Raw genomic sequence first — 20492 nt, forward strand, 5'->3', positions numbered from 1 at the left:
GTGGGGCCATGCCTGCCCGCGAGCCCGAGCAACCGACCCTTGTCGACCAGTGGCGGCACATGGTGGCGGGCGTGGACGTGACGCGGCGCCGGCTGGACGCCGCGCTCGAGGCCTCGGGCGTCTCCCCGCAGTTCTACGACGTGCTCCACCTGCTGCTCCACGCCGACAACCATGCGCTGCCGATGACGCTGCTGGCCCGCGAGATCTCCATGACGTCCGGCGGGTTCACCAAGCTGGCCGACCGGATGGCCCGCGAGGGTCTCATCGACCGGCGCAGCTCCAGCGACGACCGGCGCGTCGTCAACGCCACGCTGACCGACGCCGGCCGGGCCCTCGCGACCCGGGCGTCGGCGCTGTACGACGACGCGCTGCGGGCCTGCCTGCTCGGTCCGGTGAGTGCGGCCGATCTCGCCGTCGCGGCGACCGTCCTGCGCGCGCTCGCCGCCGTCCATGGTTCGGCGATCGAGGTCGAACCGGCCGCTGCGTCGGGCCCGGCGCCGTTCGACCCGAGCCGCCAGGAACGCCGCCGCGCGCCGCGCTGAGCGTGCCCGGTCGGCACGACCTGGTCCGACATGGCCGAATGTGCTTGACATAGATTTTACTTGCCAGGAAGATACTTTCTGAGCAGCCGATCTGGAACGGATCGGAGCGATTCCGGGAGCCGACCCGGGTCGTGCATCACCGAAGAGGACGACGCCATGAGCGTCTCTTCGGCGCGCCTGCGAACTGCCAGGAGGGCATCATGACCGTCTGCCAGGTTCTCGACCCCATCACCGTCACCACCCACGACTCGGACGAGATCGTCGATCGGGGTGAGCGCTGGCTCCTGGTGGAGCGCGTGCAGGGCGGCGACGCCGACGCGTTCGGCGAGCTCTACGACCGCTACGTCGACGTCGTCTACCGCTTCGTGCTCTCCCGCGTGCGGCACCAGCAGCGCGCCGAGGACATCACCAGCGAGGCCTTCACCCGGGCGCTGCGCAGCATCCACTCGATCTCCTACCGCGGTCAGGACATCGGCGCCTGGCTGGTCACGATCGCCCGCAACCTCGTGTTCGACGACGCGAAGTCGGCCCGGGCCCGGTACGAACTGGTGACCGACGACTGCCTGGACGGCCGGGAGCAGGCCCCGAGCGCGGAGTCCATCGCGCTCGAGCAGTTCGCCGACCGCGACATCGTCGACGCCCTGCAGTCGATCAGCGCGCAGCAGCGGCAGTGCATCACCCTGCGCTTCATCCAGCAGCTCTCGCTCAAGGAGACCGCCGTGGTCATGGGGTGCCGAGAGGGTGCGGTCAAGAGCCTGCAGCACCGCGCCCTGCGCGCGCTCGTCGCCGTCCTCGAGGCCGAGGGCATCACCGCCGCCGCCTGACCGATCAGCCGGTCCCGCCGGCTCACAAGAGGTGCGCCGGCGAACGGGCTGCGCCGGTCCACCCAGACCCGCAGATTTCCCCGAACCCGGGCCCCCAGCTCATGTTCTTCCGAGGTAGAGCCGATTGCTCTCTCCAGAGCAGTGCATTCGTACTGACCCGGAGGGAACGAACATGCTGTTGACACCTCGTACCTCGGTGCCGCGGGCCCTACCCGCCCGGCGCACCGTGGCTGTCGGGCTGGCGCTCGCCGCCGGAGCGCTCGGCCTGACGGCGGGGTCAGCTGCCGCCGCTCCGGCCGCCGGCTCCTCGTGCTCGTCCCGGGTCGACCCGGCCGTCACCTCGGCCCGCTCGGCGCGCAGTGACGTGATCGTCGTGGGCCGCCCGGGCGCGGACGCGGCGACGCTGGCGGCCGTCCGGTCGGCGGGCGGGCACGAGCTCCGCGCCCTGCCGATGGTGGACGGGGTTCGCGCGGTTCTCCCCACCGCCGCCGTGGCTCACCTGGGTTGCGCCGCGTCCGTCCTCGCGATCACCCCGAACTCGAGCGTGCGCTTCCAGAGCCGCGCCGGGTCCGACGCCGACCTCACCTCCACCTCGTCGGACTTCGTCCGGGAGTCGGGCGTCGTGCCGGTGTGGAAGCGCGGCGACACCGGCAGGGGCATCGGTGTCGCCGTCATCGACACCGGCATCTCGCCGATGGGTGACGTCGCGGGCCGGGTCGTCTACGGCCCCGATCTCTCCGGCGAGGGCACCTACATCGACACCTACGGTCACGGCACCGTCATGGGCGGCATCATCGGCGGCAACGGTGCGGCCGGCCGCTCCGGCGGCGACCCGCGCACCGGCGTCGCGCCGGGCGCCACGCTCGTCTCGGTCAAGGTGGCCGGACGCAACGGGGCGACCGACGTCTCGACCGTGCTCGCCGCCATGCACTGGGTGTCGGCCTACGCGTCGGAGTTCAACATCCGGGTGCTGAACCTCTCGTGGGGCACGCCGTCGACGCAGTCCCCGACGGTCGACCCGCTCGACTACGCCGTCGAGCGGCTGTGGCAGCAGGGCATCGTGGTCGTGGTCGCCGCCGGCAACAGCGGGCCGCAGCCGGGCAGCGTGCTCAAGCCGGCCGACGACCCGATGGTGATCACCGCGGGCGCGTACCAGGCCGCCGACAACAGCACCACCGGCGCCGACAGCGTCACGCCGTGGAGTTCGAGCGGCCCGACGTCCGCCGGCTACGCGAAGCCCGACCTCGTCGCCCCGGGGCGCACGATCGTGGCCCTGCGCTCGTATGGTTCGCAGGTCGAGGCCGACAACCCGAACGCGCTCGTGGCGCCGAGCTACATCAAGGGCAGTGGCACGTCCGAGGCCGCGGCCGTGACCTCCGGCGCGGTCGCCGTGCTGCTGCAGGCCCGACCCGACCTCACGCCCGACCAGGTCAAGCGCATCCTGACCCGGACGGCCCGGCCGATCGCGAAGACGCCGGTGCAGCGCCAGGGTGCCGGCCGGTTGGACCTCGCCGGTGCGCTGGGGGTGCCGGGCGGCCCGGCGCAGACGCAGACCCCGGTCTCGAACGGGCTCGGTTCGCTCGAGGCCAGCCGCGGCGGCCACAACGTGCAGACCGACTGCAACGGCGTCACCACCGTCATCCAGGGCGAGATCGACGTGCGGTGCCAGCCGTGGGACGGCGCGTCCTGGACCGGGGCGTCCTGGACGGGCGCCTCCTGGACCGGTGCGTCCTGGACCGGGGCGTCCTGGACCGGTGCCTCGTGGACCGGCGGCTCGTGGACCGGTGCGTCCTGGACCGGCGCCTCGTGGACCGGTGCCTCGTGGACCGGCGGTTCATGGTTCGGGGCGTCCTGGACCGGGGCGTCCTGGACGGGCGCGTCGTGGACCGGGGCGTCGTGGACCGGGGCGTCCTGGACCGGCGCTTCGTGGACCGGTGCGTCGTGGACGGGTGGCAGCTGGAGCAGCGGTCTCGGGGGTGTCGCGTTCCTCACCGCCTGGTGGGGCGACGAGCCGGCGCCCGGTCTGCGGGTCATCGGCGAGACCAGCAGCTGATCACCCTTCCCGTCCGTACCGGAGGTCCCGCCATGCCCGACCCGTCCGACCGGCCACCGGTCCGACCGGAATCGCGTCGCCTGCACGCGATCGTCGGTGGAACCGTGCTGCTCGGCGTGTCGGCGGTCCTGGTGGCGTGGTTCCTTCCGGGAGGCAGGCCCGGCGTGCCGGCGATCCTGCCGACGCTGCTGACGGTCGTTCTCGTGGCCGTCAGCGACACCGCCGTCATGCACCTTCGGTACGGACGGGAGAACTACACCCTCACCTGGTCGGAGGCGGCCATCGTCGTCGGCCTGGTGCTCACGCCGTGGCCGTGGGTCACGATCGCCTGCCCGGTCGGCATGATCGTCGCCCAGGCGTTCGCCCGGCGCGATCCGATGAAGATCGCCTTCAACGCGGCCTCCATCGCGGTCGAGGCCGTGCTCGCCTGCGTGTGCGTCTTCGTCATCGCCGGTAGCGACGATGTCGAGCGGGCCGGCAACGTCCGCTTCGGCGTCGCGCTCGCCGTCGCGGCGGTGGCCGTCTTCGCATGGAACACCCTGTCGGTGTCGGCGGTGATCGCCACCGTGCGGGGGCTGCCGGTGCGGGTCGTCGTGCGCGAGGGCCTCGCCCTGAAGGCGGGCCTGCTCGCCGGCAACACCGTCGTCGCACTGCTGCTCGTCTACGCGTCGTGGCGCGGGAGCGCGGTCGTGCTCATCCCGTTCTGCATCGTGTTGCTGTACCTGTCCTACCGCGCGTACCACGGTGCGCTCGAGGACAGCGAGGTGTGGCGCCAGCTCGACGCTGCGGTCAAGGAGTTCACCCGGCTCGACGCGGCCGGCGTCGCCGCCTCGGCGGTCTCGCGGGCGGTGTCGCTGTTCAAGGTCGAGTTCGCCGAGCTCGCGCTCAGCCACGAATCGCTCGACACCGCCCGGGTGTTCCGCCACCACAGCGACGGCACGTCCTCGGAGGGGCACGAGCTGCCCCTGCCGGACGACCGCGGGGCCGACCAGCGGGCGATCGTCGACGTGATGCTCAGCGTGCCCATCGGCGGTCTGCCCACGACGGTCGGCGTCCTGCGACTGGGTCTGCACGACAACCTGCCGCTACCGGCACGGCATCAACGGGTGCTCGGCACCTTCGCCCGCGGCGTCGCGGTCAGCCTGCAGAACGCCCGCCTGTACAGCGAGATGCGCTACCAGGCCGACCGCAGCGCGTACGAGGCCACGCGCGACACGTTGACCGGCATCGCCAACCGGAGGGTGCTGCATAGCCGGGCCGAGCAGGCCCTGGCCGCCGCCGCCGGAACGGGCGGCACCGTCGGGCTGCTGCTGATCGACCTCGACCACTTCAAGGAGATCAACGACACCCTCGGGCACCACGCCGGCGACATGGTGCTGTGCAAGGTCGCCGAGCGGCTCGACCGCCGGACCGCCGAGCACGACCTGCTCGCGCGGCTCGGCGGCGACGAGTTCGCGATCCTGCTGTCCGACATCGACGGCGCCGCCGCGGCCGAGCTGATCGCCGAGGAGATGTTGCGAGCGGTCAACCAGCCGGTCGACTACGAGGGACTCGACCTCGCCGTCGGCGGCAGCATCGGCGTCGCCGTGTACCCCGAGGACGGGCTCACGGCCGAGGACCTGCTGCGTCGGGCGGACATGGCCATGTACCAGGCCAAGACGGCCCGGGGTTCGGTCGCGCGGTACCGCAGCGACCGTGACGACCACACCGTCAGTCGCATCACGCTGGCCGCCGAGTTGCGCGACGCGATCGCCGACCGCCAGTTCCTGTTGCACTTCCAGCCCCAGGTCGATCTCGTCACCTACCGCGTCATCGGCGCCGAGGCCCTGGCCCGGTGGAACCACCCGACGCGCGGCCTGCTCGGGCCGGTGGAGTTCATCGATCTCGTCGAGCGGTCGGGCCTCACCCGCGAGTTCGCCTCGACCGTGCTGGAGCAGGCGATCGCCGAGGCCACGGTCTGGCACGCGGAGGGCCTCGACCTGCCCGTCTCGGTGAATCTCTCGGCCCGCAACCTGCTCGATCCGGAGCTGCCCGGGGAGGTCGAGTCGATCCTCGCGCGCTTCGGCCTGCCGGCCGAGCTGCTCGTGCTCGAGCTGACCGAGACGACGATGATCACCGACGCCGAGGCGACCGAGGCCGTGCTCGGCCGTCTGCGCCGCATCGGGGTCAAGCTCTCCGTCGACGACTTCGGCACCGGGTACTCGTCGCTCGCGTTCCTGCAGCGGGTCGCGGTCAACGAGATCAAGATCGACAAGACGTTCGTCATGGCGATGACCCGCTGCGACAGCGACGCGGCGATCGTGCGGGCCACCATCGAGCTCGCCCACGGCCTCGGCATCCGCGTCGTCGCCGAGGGGGTCGAGACGCCGGCGCACGTCGCCGCGCTGCAGGCCTTCGGTTGCGACGTCGCCCAGGGCTGGCACTTCGGTCGCCCGGGCTCGAGCGACCAGATCCGCGAGGCCGCCCGCGAGGTGGTCGGGCCGGTGCGCCGCCCGGTCGGTCGGAACGGTCACCGGGTGGCGCTCGGCGCGCGCTCGTCGCACCGGTCGGTCGTCCCGGTGCCCGAGACGGAGCTCGTCGAGCCGCCTCGGGCCGGATGACGGGCTACGAGCGCCGATCTGCGGTGGTCCGGCGGCCGACGTAGACGGCTTCGTACAGCCGCAGCGCGTGCTGGCCCTCCGCGCGTCCGAGCGCATCGGTCATGAAGGCGTCCACGCTGAAGCGCGCGTCGGTCTCGGCGAAACCGCGCGCCATCTCGGCCGCGAGCCGCCGGTACGACGCGGTGACGACCTCGGCGACGGCCGGCCCGTCATCCCTCGAGAGGTCGCGCAGGGTCGCGTCGAACGAGGAGCGGATGGTGCCCGCAACTCGTTGCTGGTCGTGCTTGTCCATGCTCATCGCCGTGCTCGTTTCGACCGATCCAACCCGCTTCGGTCAAGATCGACTCCGCGCGGCAGAACTTGAGCCCGAACGGCCGATTCACCAGCCGCGTTCGCGCCACTCGTCGAGATGCGGGCGCTCGGTGCCGAGCGTCGAGTCGTTGCCGTGCCCGGGGTAGAACCAGGTGTCGTCGGGCAGCACCTCGAACACCCGCTCGCTGACGTCGGTGATCAGCGAGGTGAAGTCTTCGGGTGAGCCGGTCTTGCCGACGCCACCGGGGAACAGCGAATCGCCCGTGAACAGGTGCGCGGCTCCCTCGGGGTCGCGGTAGAGCACGGCGATCGAGCCAGGCGTGTGACCGCGCAGGTGGATCATCTCGAGCGACAGATCGCCGACGGTGATGACGTCGCCGTGGTGCAGGCGCTCGTCGACGGCGACAGGAAGCTCGTCGGCGTCCTCGTCGCCGGCGTAGACCGCGGCGCCGGCGGCATCGACGGTCTCGGCCAGCGCCTGCCAGTGGTCCCAGTGCTGGTGGGTGGTGAGGATCGCCGACACCGGCGGACCCTCGAACGTGATGAGTTCGCGCAGGCGCGGTGCCTCGTTGGCCGCGTCGATGAGCAGCCCCTCGTCGGTCCGCGTGCAGCGCAGCAGGTAGGCGTTGTTCGACATCGGGCCGACGGCGAGCTTGACGATGGTCAGGCCGGGCAGCCGGCGGACGTCCGGGGCACCGCCGACCGTGACCTCGCCCGTATAGGTGTCAGACATAGCGGCGACGCTAGTCGAAGACGGGCGCGAACTCCTCCGTCGGTGGGCCGGAGAGGTCGACCCGGGTGTCGGGCAAGTCGCGCAGCACCGTGTTCACGTACGACGCGACGGCGGCCGAGCGGCCGACGTCGCGTCCCTGCTCCTCCGACAGCAGCCACCGGTGCTCGCTGATCTCGTGGAACAGCTCGGCGTCGGGCAGCTTGCCGCGCAGCTCCGCGGGCACCCGTCCGACGGTGTCGTAGAACTTCTCGTCGAGCCAGCGACGCGCGGCCTGGTCGGGGAAGACCTCGTGGCCCAGCGCCGACTCCCACTTCGCCTTGAACCGCCACAGGTCGCCGAGCAGGGTGCGGGCCTGGTTCTCCTGCACCCTCAGCCCGGTCAGCTCGAACAGCACCCGCTGGTGGTGGCCGGCCTCGACGACGTGGGTGTCGAAGTGCAGCCGCAGGCCGTCGGGCTCGGTCTTGATCGACAGCTCCGAGACGTCGAAGCCGAGGTCGTTGAGCCGGCGCAGCGCCGCGTTGATGCGGTAGTTCTCGCCCGGCGGGATGAGGATGTCGTCGGTGAGCTCGTCCCACAGGCTCGAGTAGCGGCTGCGCACGGCCTCGATGACCTCGCCGACGTCGAGGTCCTCGTCGACCAGCCCGGCGGCCTGCAGGTCGAAGATCTCCCCGGCGATGTTCATGACCGCGATCTCGATGTCGTGCTCGCGCTGGCCGTCGGTCAGCTTCTCGTGCAGCTCGCCGGTCTCGGCGTCGACGAGGTAGGCGGCCAGCGCCCCGGCGTCGCGCCGGAACAGGGTGTTCGACAGCGAGCAGTCGCCCCAGTAGAACCCGGCGAGGTGCAGCCGGACGAACAGCGCGGCGAGCGAGTCGATGAGCCGGTCGCGCCGGTCGGGCAGGGTGCGGCCCGTATAGAGCGACCGGTACGGCTGGGAGAAGGTCAGGTGCCGGGTGATCAGCAGGCCGCCGAGCGGTTCGCCGTCGTCCGTACTGCGCTCGACGACCGTCCCGTAGGCCTCGACGACCGGCACCTTGCGCTCGGCCAGCGCGCGCAGCAGGCCGTGCTCGCGCAGCACGAAGCGGTCGGTGGCCTCCTTGATGGCGAAGATCTCGCCGCCGGCCTCGACGAAGCGCACGACGTGGCGCGAGATGCCGCGGGGCACGTGCACGATCCGGTCGTCGACCCAGTCGGCCAGCGGCTGGCCGAACGGCAGGGTGAGCAGGTCGGTGTTCGTCCCCAGGGTGGTGAGGCGGTACGTGCTCACCCGGGCAGCCTAGGGCCCGGACGTTACGTCCAGGGGCAGCGCGAGAAGCGCGTTCTCAACCACTTCGGTGAGGGCCGGGTGGATCCAGTACTGGCCGCGGGCCATCTCGGCCACGCCCAGCCCGAAGCTCATGGCCTGGATCAGCGGCTGGATCAGCGTGGAGGCCTGCTCACCCATGAGATGTGCACCGATCAGCCGGCCGGTGGCGGGGTCGGCGAGCAGCTTGCAGACGCTCGAGGAATCCTCCATCGCCCAGCCGTACGCAGTGCTGCCGTACGCCTGCGTGACGGCGACGTAGCGCACGCCCTCCTCCTGGGCCCGCTGCTCGGTGTACCCGACGCCGGCGAGCTGCGGATGGGTGAAGACCGCGGCCGGGACGAAGCGGTGGTCGGCCGCGACGAGGTCGTCGGGGTGCGCCAGGTTGTGCGCGACCACGCGGGCCTCGTGGTTGGCGACGTGCTTGAGCTGGTGGGCGTTGCACACGTCACCCAGGGCCCAGACGCCCTCGGCCGACGTCCGCTGGTACTGGTCGACCACGACGAGACCCTCGTCGTCGACCTTCACCCCGGCGGCGGCCAGGCCGAGCCGGTCGGAGTTGGGCTGGCGCCCGGTGGCGACGAGCAGGAGGTCGCCGCTGACCGTGGTGCCGTCGGAGAGCTCGACGGTGATCTCGCCGTCGTCGTCGCGAGCGCAGACCGCGGTGACCCCGGACCGCAGGTGCCAGTGGTCGCCCACGACCTCGGTGAACCGCTCGGCGAGTTCGTGGTCGATGTGCCGCAGCAGGCCGGAGCGGGCCACGACGGTGACGTGCACGCCGAAGGCGGCGAACACGTGCGCGAACTCTGCCGCGATGTAACCGCCGCCGAGGATGACGAGCCGGCGGGGCAGATCGTCGACGCGCATGACGGTGTCGGAGGTGTGGAACGGCACGCCCGACGCGGTGATCTCGTCGGGGACGACCGGCCGGGAGCCGGTGGCGAGCACGACGCGATCGGTCGTGATCGTCTCGCCGGTCGACAGCCGCAACGTGCCCGGCGCGACGTACTCGGCGTGCGCCTCGTACAGCGTGACGTTCGGCGTGCCGGTGGCCCGGTACTCGCGACCGCCGGCCGAGATCGGGTCGATGCGGGCGAACACGCGGTCGCGGATCGAGCGCCAGTCGGCCGTCAGACGCACCGGGGTGAGGCCGAGGCGCGCCGAGTGGGCGGCGTTGTCGGCGAGGTCGGCCGGGTAGACGAACATCTTGGTCGGGATGCAGCCCACGTTCAGACAGGTGCCGCCGTAGACGCCCTCCTCGACGATGGCGATGTTCCAGTCGTCGAGCTCGGGCGTGACGAGCGAGTTCCCGGAACCGGAACCGATGATGACGAGGTCGTAGTGCGGCACCCCTCGAAACTACCGACTCACCACCGCGCCACCGCCTCGGCCATCAGGTCGCCGAACAGCAGGTCGAACTCGGCGGTGCGCAGGCCGCGCCCGGCGAACCAGCTGCACACGTTGCGGCAGTCGCGTTCGAGGTAGCCGGGCCCCTGCGGGTTGGACACCAGATCGACGATCTGCGGGACGTCGATCAGGTAGAGCCGGCCGTCCTGGACGAGCATGTTGTAGGCCGACAGGTCGCCGTGCGCGTAGCCGGCCCGGGCCATGATCATCATGGCGTCGACGCACTGGGTGAACAGGTCGTCGAGCTCGGCCGGTGACGGGCGGCACTGGGCCAGGCGCGGCGCAGCGCTCCCGTCGTCGTCCCCGATGAACTCGAGCATCAGCTCGGTCTCGAGGCACTGCACGGGGTAGGGGACCGGCACGCCGGCCGCCCACAGCTGCCCGAGCGCGCTGAACTCGGCCAGCGTCCACTTGCCGGTGAGCAGGTGCCGCCCGTAGGTGGTGCGGCCCTCCATGGCCCGGACGTCGCGCGTGCGCCGCGTCGAGCGGCCCTCCTGGTAGCCGGCGTCGCGGTGGAACATGCGGTGCTCGGCGGTGCGGTAGCGCTTGGCGGCGAGCAGGCACTCGTCGCCCCCGGGCACCCCGCGGTGCACGAGGTGGACGTCGGCCTCCTTGCCGGTCTTGAGGAGGCCGAGCTCGGTGTCGATGGCGTTGCGGTCGGTGACGAGCCAGTCGGGCCGGGGCTCGGGGCCGTGCTGGGCGATGTCCCAGGACGAGTAGTCGGGTTCGACGAACGGTTGCTGGTCGTCGAGAGGTCGATCTGCGAACACGGTGGTTTCTCCTGCGGCAGGACGCGCCGCCGGAGGTCCGTCAGCGCGGTGAGGGAAGGGTGGCGACGAAGGGCACCCGGGCAACGGTGATGGACATCCGGGACACCTCCTCTCGCACGGCCGCAGGCGAGCCGCGCGGCCCGCTGGGGCGTTCAGGGTCGCGCACCGGCCACGGTGGCGCAACCGATTATCGACGCGCCGATAACCTTGCGACGTGCTGCGACTCTCGACGATGTTCCTGCGGACCCTGCGCGACGACCCGGCCGACGCGGAGGTGCCGAGCCACCGGCTGCTCGTGCGGGCCGGCTACGTCCGTCGCCTCGCGCCGGGCATCTACTCGTGGCTGCCGCTCGGCATGGCCGTGCTGGCGCGGGTCGAGGAGATCATCCGCGAGGAGATGAACGGCATCGGCTCGCAGGAGGTGCACTTCCCGGCGATGATCCCGCGGGAGATCTTCGAGGCGAGCGGGCGGTGGGCCGACTACGGCGACACCCTGTTCAAGCTGACCGACCGCAAGGATGCCGACTACCTCCTCGGCCCGACGCACGAGGAGCTGTTCACCCTGCTCGTCAAGGGCGAGTACTCGTCCTACAAGGACTACCCGCTCTCGCTGTACCAGATCCAGACGAAGTACCGCGACGAGGCGCGGCCGCGCGCCGGCATCCTGCGCGGGCGCGAGTTCATCATGAAGGACTCGTACTCCTTCGACCTCACCGACGAGGGCCTCGAGGTCTCTTACCGGGCGCACCGCGACGCCTACGAGCGCATCTTCACCCGCATGGGGATGACGTACAAGATCGTCTTCGCGGTGTCCGGGGCGATGGGCGGTTCGGCGTCCGAGGAGTTCCTGGTGCCGGCGGCCTCGGGCGAGGACACCTTCGTCCAGTGCACGAACTGCGACTACGCGGCCAACACCGAGGCCGTCGTGATCGCCGCGCCGGAGCCGACCGACCCGCAGCACCACCCGGCCGAGCAGGTGCTCGACACCCCGGACACGCCGACCATCGCCACCCTCGTCGACCGGCTCAACGAGCTGGGGCTGCGCGACGAGCCGTTCACCGGCGCCGACACGTTGAAGAACGTCGTGCTGCGCACCCGGGCGCCGGGCAGCGACACCTGGGAGCTGCTCGTCGTCGGCGTGCCCGGCGACCGCGAGGTCGACCTCAAGCGCATCGGCGGCCAGCTCGAACCGGTCGAGGTCGAGCAGGCCGGCCCCGAGGATCTCGCGAAGGTCCCGCAGCTGGTGAAGGGCTACATCGGCCCGCAGCAGCTGGCCGACTGGAAGCTGCGCTTCGTCGTCGACCCGCTGGTCGTCGAGGGCAGCGCGTGGGTCACGGGGGCGAACACCCAGGACAAGCACGCCGCCTTCGTGGTGCGCGGGCGCGACTTCGTGCCCGACGGCGAGCTCGGGGCGGTCGAGATCCGCGACGGCGACCGCTGCGCGGTCTGCGGGTCGGCCCTGGAGATCGCGCGTGGCATCGAGATGGGGCACGTGTTCCAGCTCGGCCGCAAGTTCGCCGACGCCTTCGGGCTCACCGCCCTCGACCAGAACGGCAAGCCGGTGACGATCACGATGGGCTCCTACGGCGTCGGCGTCACCCGCGCCGTCGCCGCCATCGCCGAGCAGACGTTCGACGAGAAGGGCCTCTGTTGGCCGCGCTCGGTCGCCCCGGCCGACGTCCACATCGTCGCGACCGGCAAGGACGACGCGGTGTTCGCCGCCGCGGCGGCGCTCGCCGACGAGCTCGAGGGCAGCGGCGTGCGGGTCATGTACGACGACCGCCGCGGTGTCTCGCCCGGCGTGAAGTTCAAGGACGCCGAGCTGATCGGCGTCCCGACCATCGTCATCGTGGGCAAGGGCCTGGCCGACGGCGTGGTCGAACTGCGCGACCGCAAGTCGGACGAGCGGCGCGAGGTCCCGGTCGCCGAGGCCGCAGCGGCGGTGCGGTCGGCCGTCTCGGCCGGCTGAGTCCGCCGACCGACCACCCTTGCCCCCGACTTTGTATTACGGCGTAAACGGATCGCCGATTCCGTTTACGCCGTAATACAACGTCGGAGCGCACCCCCGCCGCCGCCCGGAATCGTGGCGATCCGCCCGGCCGCTACGGTCGGGCGATGCCGTCACGACCGCTGACCGAGATCCTGGACGCCGGCTGGGCCGAGGCGCTGGCCCCGGTCGAGGACCGCATCGCCGCGATGGGTGAGTTCCTCCGGGCCGAGGTCGCGGCCGGGCGCACCTACCTGCCGGCGGGGGAGAACATCCTGCGCGCGTTCCGGCAGCCCTTCGCCGACGTCCGGGTGCTGATCGTCGGTCAGGATCCCTACCCCACGCCCGGGCACCCGATCGGACTCTCGTTCGCGGTCGAGCGGCACGTGCGACCACTGCCGCCGTCGCTGCGCAACATCTACAAGGAGCTGCAGTCCGACGTCGGCGTCGTCCCGCCCGAGCACGGCGACCTGACGACGTGGACGCAGCACGGCGTGCTGCTGCTCAACCGGTGCCTGACCGTCGCGCCCGGGCAGTCGGCCGCGCACCGCGGCAAGGGCTGGGAGGCGGTGACCGACCAGGCGATCCGCGCGCTCACCGCCCGCGGCACGCCGCTCGTCGCAATCCTGTGGGGCCGCGACGCCCGATCGCTGCGCCCGCTGCTCGGCGACGTCCCGGCCATCGAGTCGGCCCACCCGAGCCCGCTCTCGGCCTCCAACGGCTTCTTCGGCTCGAAGCCGTTCAGCCGGGCCAGCGCGTCGCTCGTCGAGCAGGGCGGCGAGCCGGTCGACTGGACGCTCGCCTAACTCGCCCGCCCGAGCCCGCGATCGCCGAGCAGTTGGTCGCCTGGGCTCCGGACGACTAGCCCAGGCGGGCCGGGAAGCCGCCCTGGGCGACCGGGCCCCAGCGGGTCGGGGTGATCCGGATCAGGCACTTGCCCTGGTCGCGCATGGCCCGCCGGTACTCGTCCCAGTCGGGGTGCTCGCCGCTGATGCTGCGGAAGTAGTCGACGAGCGGCTCGACGGCGTCGGGCAGGTCGATGACCTCGGCGGTGCCGTCGACCTGCAGCCAGGAGCCGTCGAACTCGTCGGAGAGCACCAGCACGCCGGCGGCGGGGTTGCGGCGCAGGTTCGTGACCTTGGCCCGCTCGGGGTAGGTGGAGATCACGATGCGCCCGGCGTCGTCCATCCCGCCGGTCACGGGGGAGAGCTGGGGCGAGCCGTCCTGGCGGTGCGTGACGAGGATCATCTGGTGCCGCGGCCGCACGAACTCCTGCATTTCCGCGGTGTCGACGGCGGTGTTGGTCGCGATGGAACGAGGCATGGCGTGATCCTGCCCCCGAAACCGGCGGGCGAATCGCGTTGTCGGTCCGGGTCACTACTGTCGGACGGGTGAACGACCGACTGGTGGTGAGGGGTGCCCGCGAGCACAACCTCAAAGACGTGAGCCTCGACCTGCCCCGTGACGCCCTGATCGTCTTCACCGGGCTGTCCGGCTCGGGCAAGTCGAGCCTGGCCTTCGACACGATCTTCGCCGAGGGCCAGCGCCGCTACGTCGAGTCGCTGTCGGCCTACGCCCGCCAGTTCCTGGGACAGATGGACAAACCCGACGTCGACTTCATCGAGGGGTTGTCGCCGGCGGTCTCGATCGACCAGAAGTCCACGTCGAAGAACCCGCGTTCGACCGTCGGCACGATCACCGAGGTCTATGACTACCTGCGCCTGCTCTACGCCCGCATCGGCAAGCCGCACTGCCCGGTCTGCGGCGAGCCGATCTCGAAGCAGACACCGCAGCAGATCGTCGACCGCATTCTCGAGATGCCCGAGGGCACCAGATTCCAGGTACTCGCTCCCGTCATCCGCGAGCGCAAGGGCGAGTACGTCGACCTGTTCGGCGATCTGCAGAGCAAGGGCTTCGCCCGGGCCCGGGTCGACGGCGTCGTGCACTCGCTCACCGACCCGCCGAAGCTGAAGAAGCAGGAGAAGCACACCATCGAGGCGGTGGTCGACCGCCTGTCGGCCAAGCCGTCCAGCAAGCAGCGCATCACCGACTCGGTCGAGATCGCGCTGGGGCTGGCCGGCGGCGTCGTGATCCTCGACTTCGTCGACCTGCCCGACAACGACCCGCACCGCGAGCGCCGCTACTCCGAGCGGCTGGCCTGCCCCAACGACCACCCGCTCGCGATCGACGAGCTCGAGCCCCGCTCCTTCTCGTTCAACTCGCCCTTCGGGGCCTGCCCGGTGTGCACCGGGCTCGGCACCCGCAAGGAGGTCGACCCCGAGCTCGTCGTGCCCGACCCCGAGTCGACCCTCGCCGACGGCGCGATCGCGCCCTGGGCCGGTGGCCAGACCAGCGAGTACTTCCTGCGGCTGCTGGCCGGCGTCGCCGAGGCCATCGGCTTCGACCTCGACACCCCGTGGGAGAAGCTGCCGGCGCGGGCCCAGAAGGCCGTGCTGCACGGCGTCGACGAGCAGGTGCACGTGAGCTACCGCAACCGGTACGGCCGCGACCGCTCCTACTACGCCGCCTACGAGGGCGTCGTGCCGTGGATCGAGCGCCGCCACGCCGAGACCGACAGCGACTACGCGCGGGAGAAGTACGAGGGCTTCATGCGCGAGGTCCCGTGCCCCACCTGCCAGGGCACCCGGCTCAAGCCCGAGATCCTGGCCGTCACCGTCGAGGGACGCTCGATCGCGGAGGTGTCGGCGCTGTCGATCGGCGACGCCGCCGAGTGGCTGTCCGGCTTCAGCCTCAACGACCGCGACCGGATGATCGGCGAGCGGGTGCTGAAGGAGATCAACGCCCGGCTCGGCTTCCTCGTCGACGTCGGCCTGCACTACCTCTCCCTCGACCGCGCCGCCGCCACGCTGGCCGGCGGCGAGGCACAGCGCATCCGGCTCGCCACCCAGATCGGGTCGGGCCTGGTCGGCGTGCTGTACGTGCTGGACGAGCCGTCCATCGGGCTGCACCAGCGCGACAACCACCGCCTCATCGAGACCCTCGTCCGGCTCAAGAAGCTCGGCAACACGCTCATCGTCGTCGAGCACGACGAAGACACCATCCGCACCGCCGACTGGGTCGTCGACATCGGCCCGCTGGCCGGCGAGCACGGCGGTCGCATCGTCGTCAGCGGCACCGTCGACGACCTTCGCGCCTCGGAGGAGTCGATCACCGGCGCCTACCTGTCCGGGCGGCGCTCGATCGCCGTGCCGCCGCTGCGTCGCCCGCGGCAGAAGAACCGCGAGCTCGTCGTCGAGGGCGCGCGCGAACACAACCTGCGCAACGTCGACGTCTCGTTCCCGCTCGGCTGCTTCGTGGCCGTCACCGGCGTGAGCGGTTCGGGCAAGTCGAGCCTGGTCAACGACATCCTCTACGCCTCGCTGGCCAACAAGATCAACGGGGCCAAGCTGCCGCCGGGCCGGCACAAGCGGGTCCGCGGGGTCGAGCACCTCGACAAGGTGGTCGGTGTCGACCAGTCACCGATCGGTCGCACGCCGCGGTCGAATCCGGCCACCTACACCGGCGTCTTCGACCACATCCGCAAGCTGTTCAGCGAAACGACCGAGGCGAAGATCCGCGGCTACCAGCAGGGTCGCTTCTCGTTCAACGTGAAGGGCGGGCGCTGCGAGAACTGCGCCGGCGACGGCACGATCAAGATCGAGATGAACTTCCTGCCCGACGTCTACGTGCCGTGCGAGGTCTGCAAGGGCGCGCGGTACAACCGCGAGACCCTCGACGTGCACTACAAGGGCAAGACCATCAGCGAAGTGCTCGAGATGCCGATCGAGGAGGCCGCCGAGTTCTTCGCGCCGATCAGCCGCATCGCGCGCCACCTCGACACGCTGGTCGACGTCGGGCTCGGCTACGTGCGGCTCGGACAGCCGGCGCCGACGCTCTCGGGCGGTGAGGCGCAGCGGGTCAAGCTGGCCGCCGAGCTGCAGAAGCGCTCGACCGGCCGCACCATCTACGTGCTCGACGAGCCGACCACCGGCCTGCACTTCGAGGACGTCGCGAAGCTGCTCGGCGTCCTGCACTCGCTCGTCGACAAGGGCAACTCGGTCGTGGTGATCGAGCACAACCTGGACGTCATCAAGACCGCCGACTGGATCATCGACATGGGTCCCGAGGGCGGCTCCGGCGGCGGCATGGTCGTGGCCGAGGGCACCCCGGAGGAGGTCGCCGCGGTGGCGGCCTCGCACACCGGTGGGTTCCTGGCGCCCCTTCTCGACCCGCCGGCACCGGCGCGGGGCCGCAAGGCGACCGCGGCGGCGGCGAGATCGGCCCCGCGGAAGGCGGCCACCACCCGGCCGGCGAAGGCGGCTCCGGCCAACGCGGCATCGGCGAAGACGGCGCGCAAGCGCGCGGCGAAGTCGGCCTGACCCGGTGGGCGGCCCGGCCCCCGAACTCCGCACCGAGCGGCTGCTCCTGCGCCACTGGCGCGATGACGACGCGGCGACGTTCGCCGGGCTCAACGCCGACCCGGACGTGATGCGGCACTTCCCGGCGCCGCTTACCCGGGCCGAGAGCGACGCCTTCGCCGCCCGCATCCGCGACGGCTTGGCCACGGACGCGTTCGGGCTGTGGGCGGTCGAGGTTCCGGGCGTGGCGCCGTTCATCGGCTACGTCGGGCTGGTCGAGCAGCGCTTCGAGGCGCCGTTCACGCCCGCCGTCGAGGTCGGCTGGCGGCTGGCGGCGGACTACTGGGGCCGGGGTTACGCACCGGAGGCGGCGCGGGCCGCGCTCGGCCACGGGTTCGACACCGTCGGGCTCGACGAGATCGTCTCGATGACGACCGTCGCCAATTCCGCCTCACGCCGGGTCATGGAGAAGGTCGGCCTGACTCGCGACCTGGGCGGCGACTTCGAGCACCCGCGGGTACCCGAAGGGAGCCCGATCCGGCCGCACGTGCTCTACCGGATGCGCCGGTCCGAGTGGTCCACCCCGACCCCGACGGCGTGAACCTGACACGGTTGTGTCAGAATTCCCGAGCATGACCGAGCTTGCCGATTTCATGGCCGGACTGCCCAAGGCCGAACTGCACGTGCACCACGTCGGCTCGGCGTCGCCGCGCATCGTGGCCGAGCTCGCCGCGCGCCACGAGGGTGCGTCGCCGGTGCCCGCCGATCCGGCCCGGCTCGCCGAATACTTCACCTTCACCGACTTCGCGCACTTCATCACCGTCTACCTGTCGGTCGTCGACCTGATCCGCGACGCCGAGGACATCTGGACGCTGACCTACGAGGTCGCGCGGGATCTCGCCGCACAGCAGGTGCGCTACGCCGAGCTGACCCTCACGCCGTACTCGTCGGTGACGCGCGGCATCGCGGCCGAGGCGTTCTGCGAGGCGGTCGAGGACGCCCGCCGCCGCGCCGCGGCCGACCACGGCGTGCAGTTGGCCTGGTGCTTCGACATCCCCGGTGAGGCCGGCCTGGCCGCCGCCGACGTCACCCTCGACATCGCCACCCGGCTGCGTCCGGACGGGCTGGTCAGCTTCGGCCTCGGCGGTCCCGAGATCGGGGTGCCGCGCGAGCAGTTCGCCCCGCACTTCGCCGCCGCCCGCGCCGAGGGCCTGCGCAGCGTCCCGCACGCCGGCGAGTCGACCGGCCCCGAGACCATCTGGGACGCATTGACCCACCTCGGCGCCGAGCGCATCGGGCACGGCATCGCCGCGGCGCAGGACCCGCGCCTGCTCGCGCACCTGGCCGCCGAGCAGATCCCGCTCGAGATCTGCCCGACCTCCAACGTCTGCACGCGGTCGGTGCCGTCGCTCGCCGAGCACCCGTTGCCCGCGATCGTGGCGGCGGGGGTGCCGGTGAGCATCAACTCCGACGACCCGCCGATGTTCTCGACCACGCTCAACCGCGAGTACGAGATCGCCGCCGAGCTGCTCGACCTCGATCGTGCGGGCGTGGCCGAGCTGGCGCGCGCCGGCGTGCGGGCGTCGTTCCTCGACCACACCGCGCAGGCCGAACTGCTCGGCGAGATCGACGCGTACGCCGCCGCTCCCCGCTGAGCGGCGGCCCCCGCCTCAGTCCTTCTTGAAGAACTCGATCTCGGTGACCGCGATCAGGCGTTTCTTGCCCTGCGAATTCGCCGGCTGGTTGAGGCTGGCCAGCGGCAGGTGGATCTCGACCCTGGTGATGCCGCTGCCCTTCGACACGCTGTAGGTGTGCTGATCGGGGTCGTCCTGCAGCTTGACGTCCGACGACTTGTTGGTCTCCGGGAACACCAGGTGCAGCACGCCCGGCCGGGCGAAGCCGACGAACGACGCGGGCACGCCCGGGCTGAGGTCTCCGGTCGCGCCGTTGTAGACGATGATCCGCGACAGGTCGATCTTGGACGAGAACGTCACGGTCAGGATCGGCTCGGTGGTCGGGTACGACAGCCAGAACGTGTTCTTCTTGCCGTCGACGGCAAGGCTCGCGCCGTGCTGTTTCGTGCCGCTGTTCGCGGTGATGTCGGCCGGATGGATCTCGGTGTACGTCGGGCTGACGATGTTGGTGATCTTGCTCTTGATCGAGTTGAACTCCTCGTTCACGCTGCTGCGGATGTTCGGCACGAGGCCGTAGACGATTCCGCCGATCAGGAACAGCACGCCGACGACCTTGCCCACGCCGCCCAGCAGGACGCCCATGATCTTGGCCGGGAACGACTTGCGGGTCTTGCGGGCACTCGGCCGGGCCCCGGCCTCACGCTTCTTCGGACCCTTGCGGGGCCTGAGCTTCTGCCACCACCTCGCCTTCACGACCTCGGCCTCGGCGACGGAGGCGCCGCACCGGCTGCAGAACTTGCGGGTGGGCGGGTTGCCCTCGCCGCAGTCCGGGCAGATGAGGTCGCCCGGCTCCAGCCGCCGGGTCGGCGGCCGCCGCTGCACGGTGGGCCGCGCCGCCTGCGCCTGCTGCGGTCGCTGCGCCGCCGGCTGCACCGAACCGCCCGCCCCGGCGATGGCCGGTTCGGGACGGGTCGGCGGGGCCGCCGAGGGCAGGTCGAGCGGGCGCGCCGGAGCCGACGGTCCGGTCGCCCCCGGGGACACCAGCGCTGACGCATCGGGACGTGCCGCCGGTGGCGGCGGCGGGGGAATCGACGGCGGTGGCGGGGGCGTCGCGGGTGGTGGTGGTGGTGGCGGCGGTGGTGTCGCCGGCAGGTCGAGCGGGCGCGGTGGCGCGGCCGGAGGTGCCGCCGGCGGCGGAGGTGCGACCGGCGGTGGCGGGGTGGCCGCCGCCAACGAGGCCGCTGCCGGCGGTGGCGGCGGCTCGGCCGCGACGGCGCCCGGAGGCGGCGGCGGAGGTGGCGGTGGTGGTCCGGGCGGAGCGGCCGGGGGAGGCGGCGGACCGCCGGCACCGAGTGGTGGCGGCGGGGGCGGCGGGCCGCCGGCACCGAGTGGCGGCGGCGGGGGCGGCGGGCCGGGCGGTCGTCCCGGGGGCGGCGGAGGGCCGCCGGCACCGGGTGGTGGCGGCGGTGGTGGGGGACCGCCGGCACCGGGTGGTGGCGGCGGGGGCGGCGGACCGGGCGGGCGTCCGGGCGGAGGCGGGGGACCGCCGGCACCGGGTGGTGGCGGCGGTGGGCCGGGCGGACGCGCTCCCGGGGGTGGCGGCGGTCCGGGTGGTCCGGGCGGGCCGGGTGGTCCGGGCGGCCGGGCCCCGGGCGGAGGCGGCGGCCCGGGGGGGCCGGGCGGGCGCGCGCCGGGAGGTCCGGGCGGTCCGCCGGGAGCGCCGGGCATGCCCGGCCGCGCCATGCCGGGGCCGGCCGGTGTGCCGGAGTTCGGGATCTGGCGCTTGTCCCAGACGTCCATGTACATGGCCGAGGTGACGCGCTCCATCAAGCCGCGTTTGCGCTGCGGCTCCTGCTCCTCCTCGACCGGCAGCGGCTCGGGCTCGGGCGCCTTCATCTTCTCGCCGGTCCACTCGAGGAAGCCGCCGCACGATCCGCAGAAGGCGTCGGTCTCCTTGTTGTACGCGCCGCAC

General features: G+C 71.9%; 16 protein-coding genes. 9 read left to right on the forward strand and 7 right to left on the reverse strand.

The genetic code is table 11. The annotated features are described in order from the left end of the window. Positions 1–8 precede the first annotated feature (8 nt). From VGN18_RS03820 to VGN18_RS03835, 4 genes are all read left to right on the forward strand, one after another. Positions 9–542, forward strand: a complete 534-nt coding sequence (locus tag VGN18_RS03820) for a MarR family winged helix-turn-helix transcriptional regulator (RefSeq protein ID WP_327538311.1) — start codon at positions 9–11, stop codon at positions 540–542. A 200-nt stretch (positions 543–742) separates the two neighbouring features. Then, positions 743–1366, forward strand: a complete 624-nt coding sequence (locus VGN18_RS03825; protein WP_327538312.1) for a sigma-70 family RNA polymerase sigma factor — start codon at positions 743–745, stop codon at positions 1364–1366. A gap of 172 nt (positions 1367–1538) precedes the next feature. After that, positions 1539–3419 carry a S8 family serine peptidase gene (locus VGN18_RS03830; RefSeq protein WP_327538313.1) on the forward strand — a complete coding sequence of 627 codons (1881 nt, stop codon included), beginning with the start codon at positions 1539–1541 and terminating at the stop codon, positions 3417–3419. Between the two features lie 32 nt (positions 3420–3451). Then, positions 3452–6019 (forward strand): EAL domain-containing protein, encoded by a 2568-nt coding sequence (locus tag VGN18_RS03835; RefSeq protein WP_327538314.1) that lies wholly within the window; start codon positions 3452–3454, stop codon positions 6017–6019. Between the two features lie 4 nt (positions 6020–6023). On the opposite strand, the gene VGN18_RS03840 is transcribed toward VGN18_RS03835, so the two are convergent. The 5 genes from VGN18_RS03840 to VGN18_RS03860 all read right to left on the reverse strand — a co-directional run bounded on the left by VGN18_RS03840 (position 6024) and on the right by VGN18_RS03860 (position 10625). Continuing rightward, a complete protein-coding gene (locus VGN18_RS03840) occupies positions 6024–6311 on the reverse strand; it encodes a hypothetical protein (RefSeq protein WP_327538315.1) in 288 nt (95 codons plus the stop codon). Positions 6312–6398: 87 nt separating this feature from the next. Next, the gene (locus VGN18_RS03845) at positions 6399–7064 is read right to left on the reverse strand and encodes an MBL fold metallo-hydrolase (protein WP_327538316.1); all 666 of its coding nucleotides are present in this window, start codon (positions 7062–7064) and stop codon (positions 6399–6401) included. A 10-nt stretch (positions 7065–7074) separates the two neighbouring features. Continuing rightward, positions 7075–8328, reverse strand: a complete 1254-nt coding sequence (locus tag VGN18_RS03850; protein WP_327538317.1) for a DUF4032 domain-containing protein — start codon at positions 8326–8328, stop codon at positions 7075–7077. Positions 8329–8337: 9 nt separating this feature from the next. Next, positions 8338–9714, reverse strand: coding sequence for a mycothione reductase (locus VGN18_RS03855; RefSeq protein ID WP_327538318.1), 1377 nt, complete (start codon positions 9712–9714; stop codon positions 8338–8340). A gap of 17 nt (positions 9715–9731) precedes the next feature. Continuing rightward, on the reverse strand, positions 9732–10625 hold the full coding sequence (locus VGN18_RS03860) for a serine protein kinase RIO (RefSeq protein WP_414655012.1): 894 nt from the start codon (positions 10623–10625) through the stop codon (positions 9732–9734). Between the two features lie 130 nt (positions 10626–10755). Between VGN18_RS03860 and VGN18_RS03865 the strand changes: the two genes are divergently transcribed. Next, on the forward strand, positions 10756–12510 hold the full coding sequence (locus VGN18_RS03865) for a proline--tRNA ligase (protein WP_327538320.1): 1755 nt from the start codon (positions 10756–10758) through the stop codon (positions 12508–12510). A gap of 146 nt (positions 12511–12656) precedes the next feature. Next, positions 12657–13334: a uracil-DNA glycosylase gene (locus VGN18_RS03870; RefSeq protein WP_327538321.1), complete on the forward strand. Its 678-nt coding sequence runs from the start codon at positions 12657–12659 to the stop codon at positions 13332–13334. 55 nt (positions 13335–13389) lie between these two features. On the opposite strand, the gene VGN18_RS03875 is transcribed toward VGN18_RS03870, so the two are convergent. Further along, the gene (locus VGN18_RS03875; protein WP_327538322.1) at positions 13390–13851 is read right to left on the reverse strand and encodes a PPOX class F420-dependent oxidoreductase; all 462 of its coding nucleotides are present in this window, start codon (positions 13849–13851) and stop codon (positions 13390–13392) included. A 68-nt stretch (positions 13852–13919) separates the two neighbouring features. Between VGN18_RS03875 and uvrA the strand changes: the two genes are divergently transcribed. The 3 genes from uvrA to VGN18_RS03890 are packed head-to-tail and all read left to right on the forward strand — an operon-like array spanning position 13920 to position 18541. After that, a complete protein-coding gene (gene uvrA, locus VGN18_RS03880; RefSeq protein WP_327538323.1) occupies positions 13920–16907 on the forward strand; it encodes an excinuclease ABC subunit UvrA in 2988 nt (995 codons plus the stop codon). A gap of 4 nt (positions 16908–16911) precedes the next feature. Continuing rightward, a complete protein-coding gene (locus VGN18_RS03885) occupies positions 16912–17487 on the forward strand; it encodes a GNAT family N-acetyltransferase (RefSeq protein WP_327538324.1) in 576 nt (191 codons plus the stop codon). Positions 17488–17518: 31 nt separating this feature from the next. Then, entirely contained in the window at positions 17519–18541 is a 1023-nt protein-coding gene (locus VGN18_RS03890) for an adenosine deaminase (RefSeq protein WP_327538325.1), read from the forward strand. Between the two features lie 15 nt (positions 18542–18556). Here VGN18_RS03890 and VGN18_RS03895 read toward each other — a convergent pair whose 3' ends face one another. Further along, positions 18557–19561 carry a zinc-ribbon domain-containing protein gene (locus VGN18_RS03895; protein ID WP_327538326.1) on the reverse strand — a complete coding sequence of 335 codons (1005 nt, stop codon included), beginning with the start codon at positions 19559–19561 and terminating at the stop codon, positions 18557–18559. Positions 19562–20492 lie beyond the last annotated feature (931 nt).

This window comes from Jatrophihabitans sp. (assembly GCF_036000465.1).
In the GTDB taxonomy this organism is placed as follows: domain Bacteria; phylum Actinomycetota; class Actinomycetes; order Mycobacteriales; family Jatrophihabitantaceae; genus Jatrophihabitans.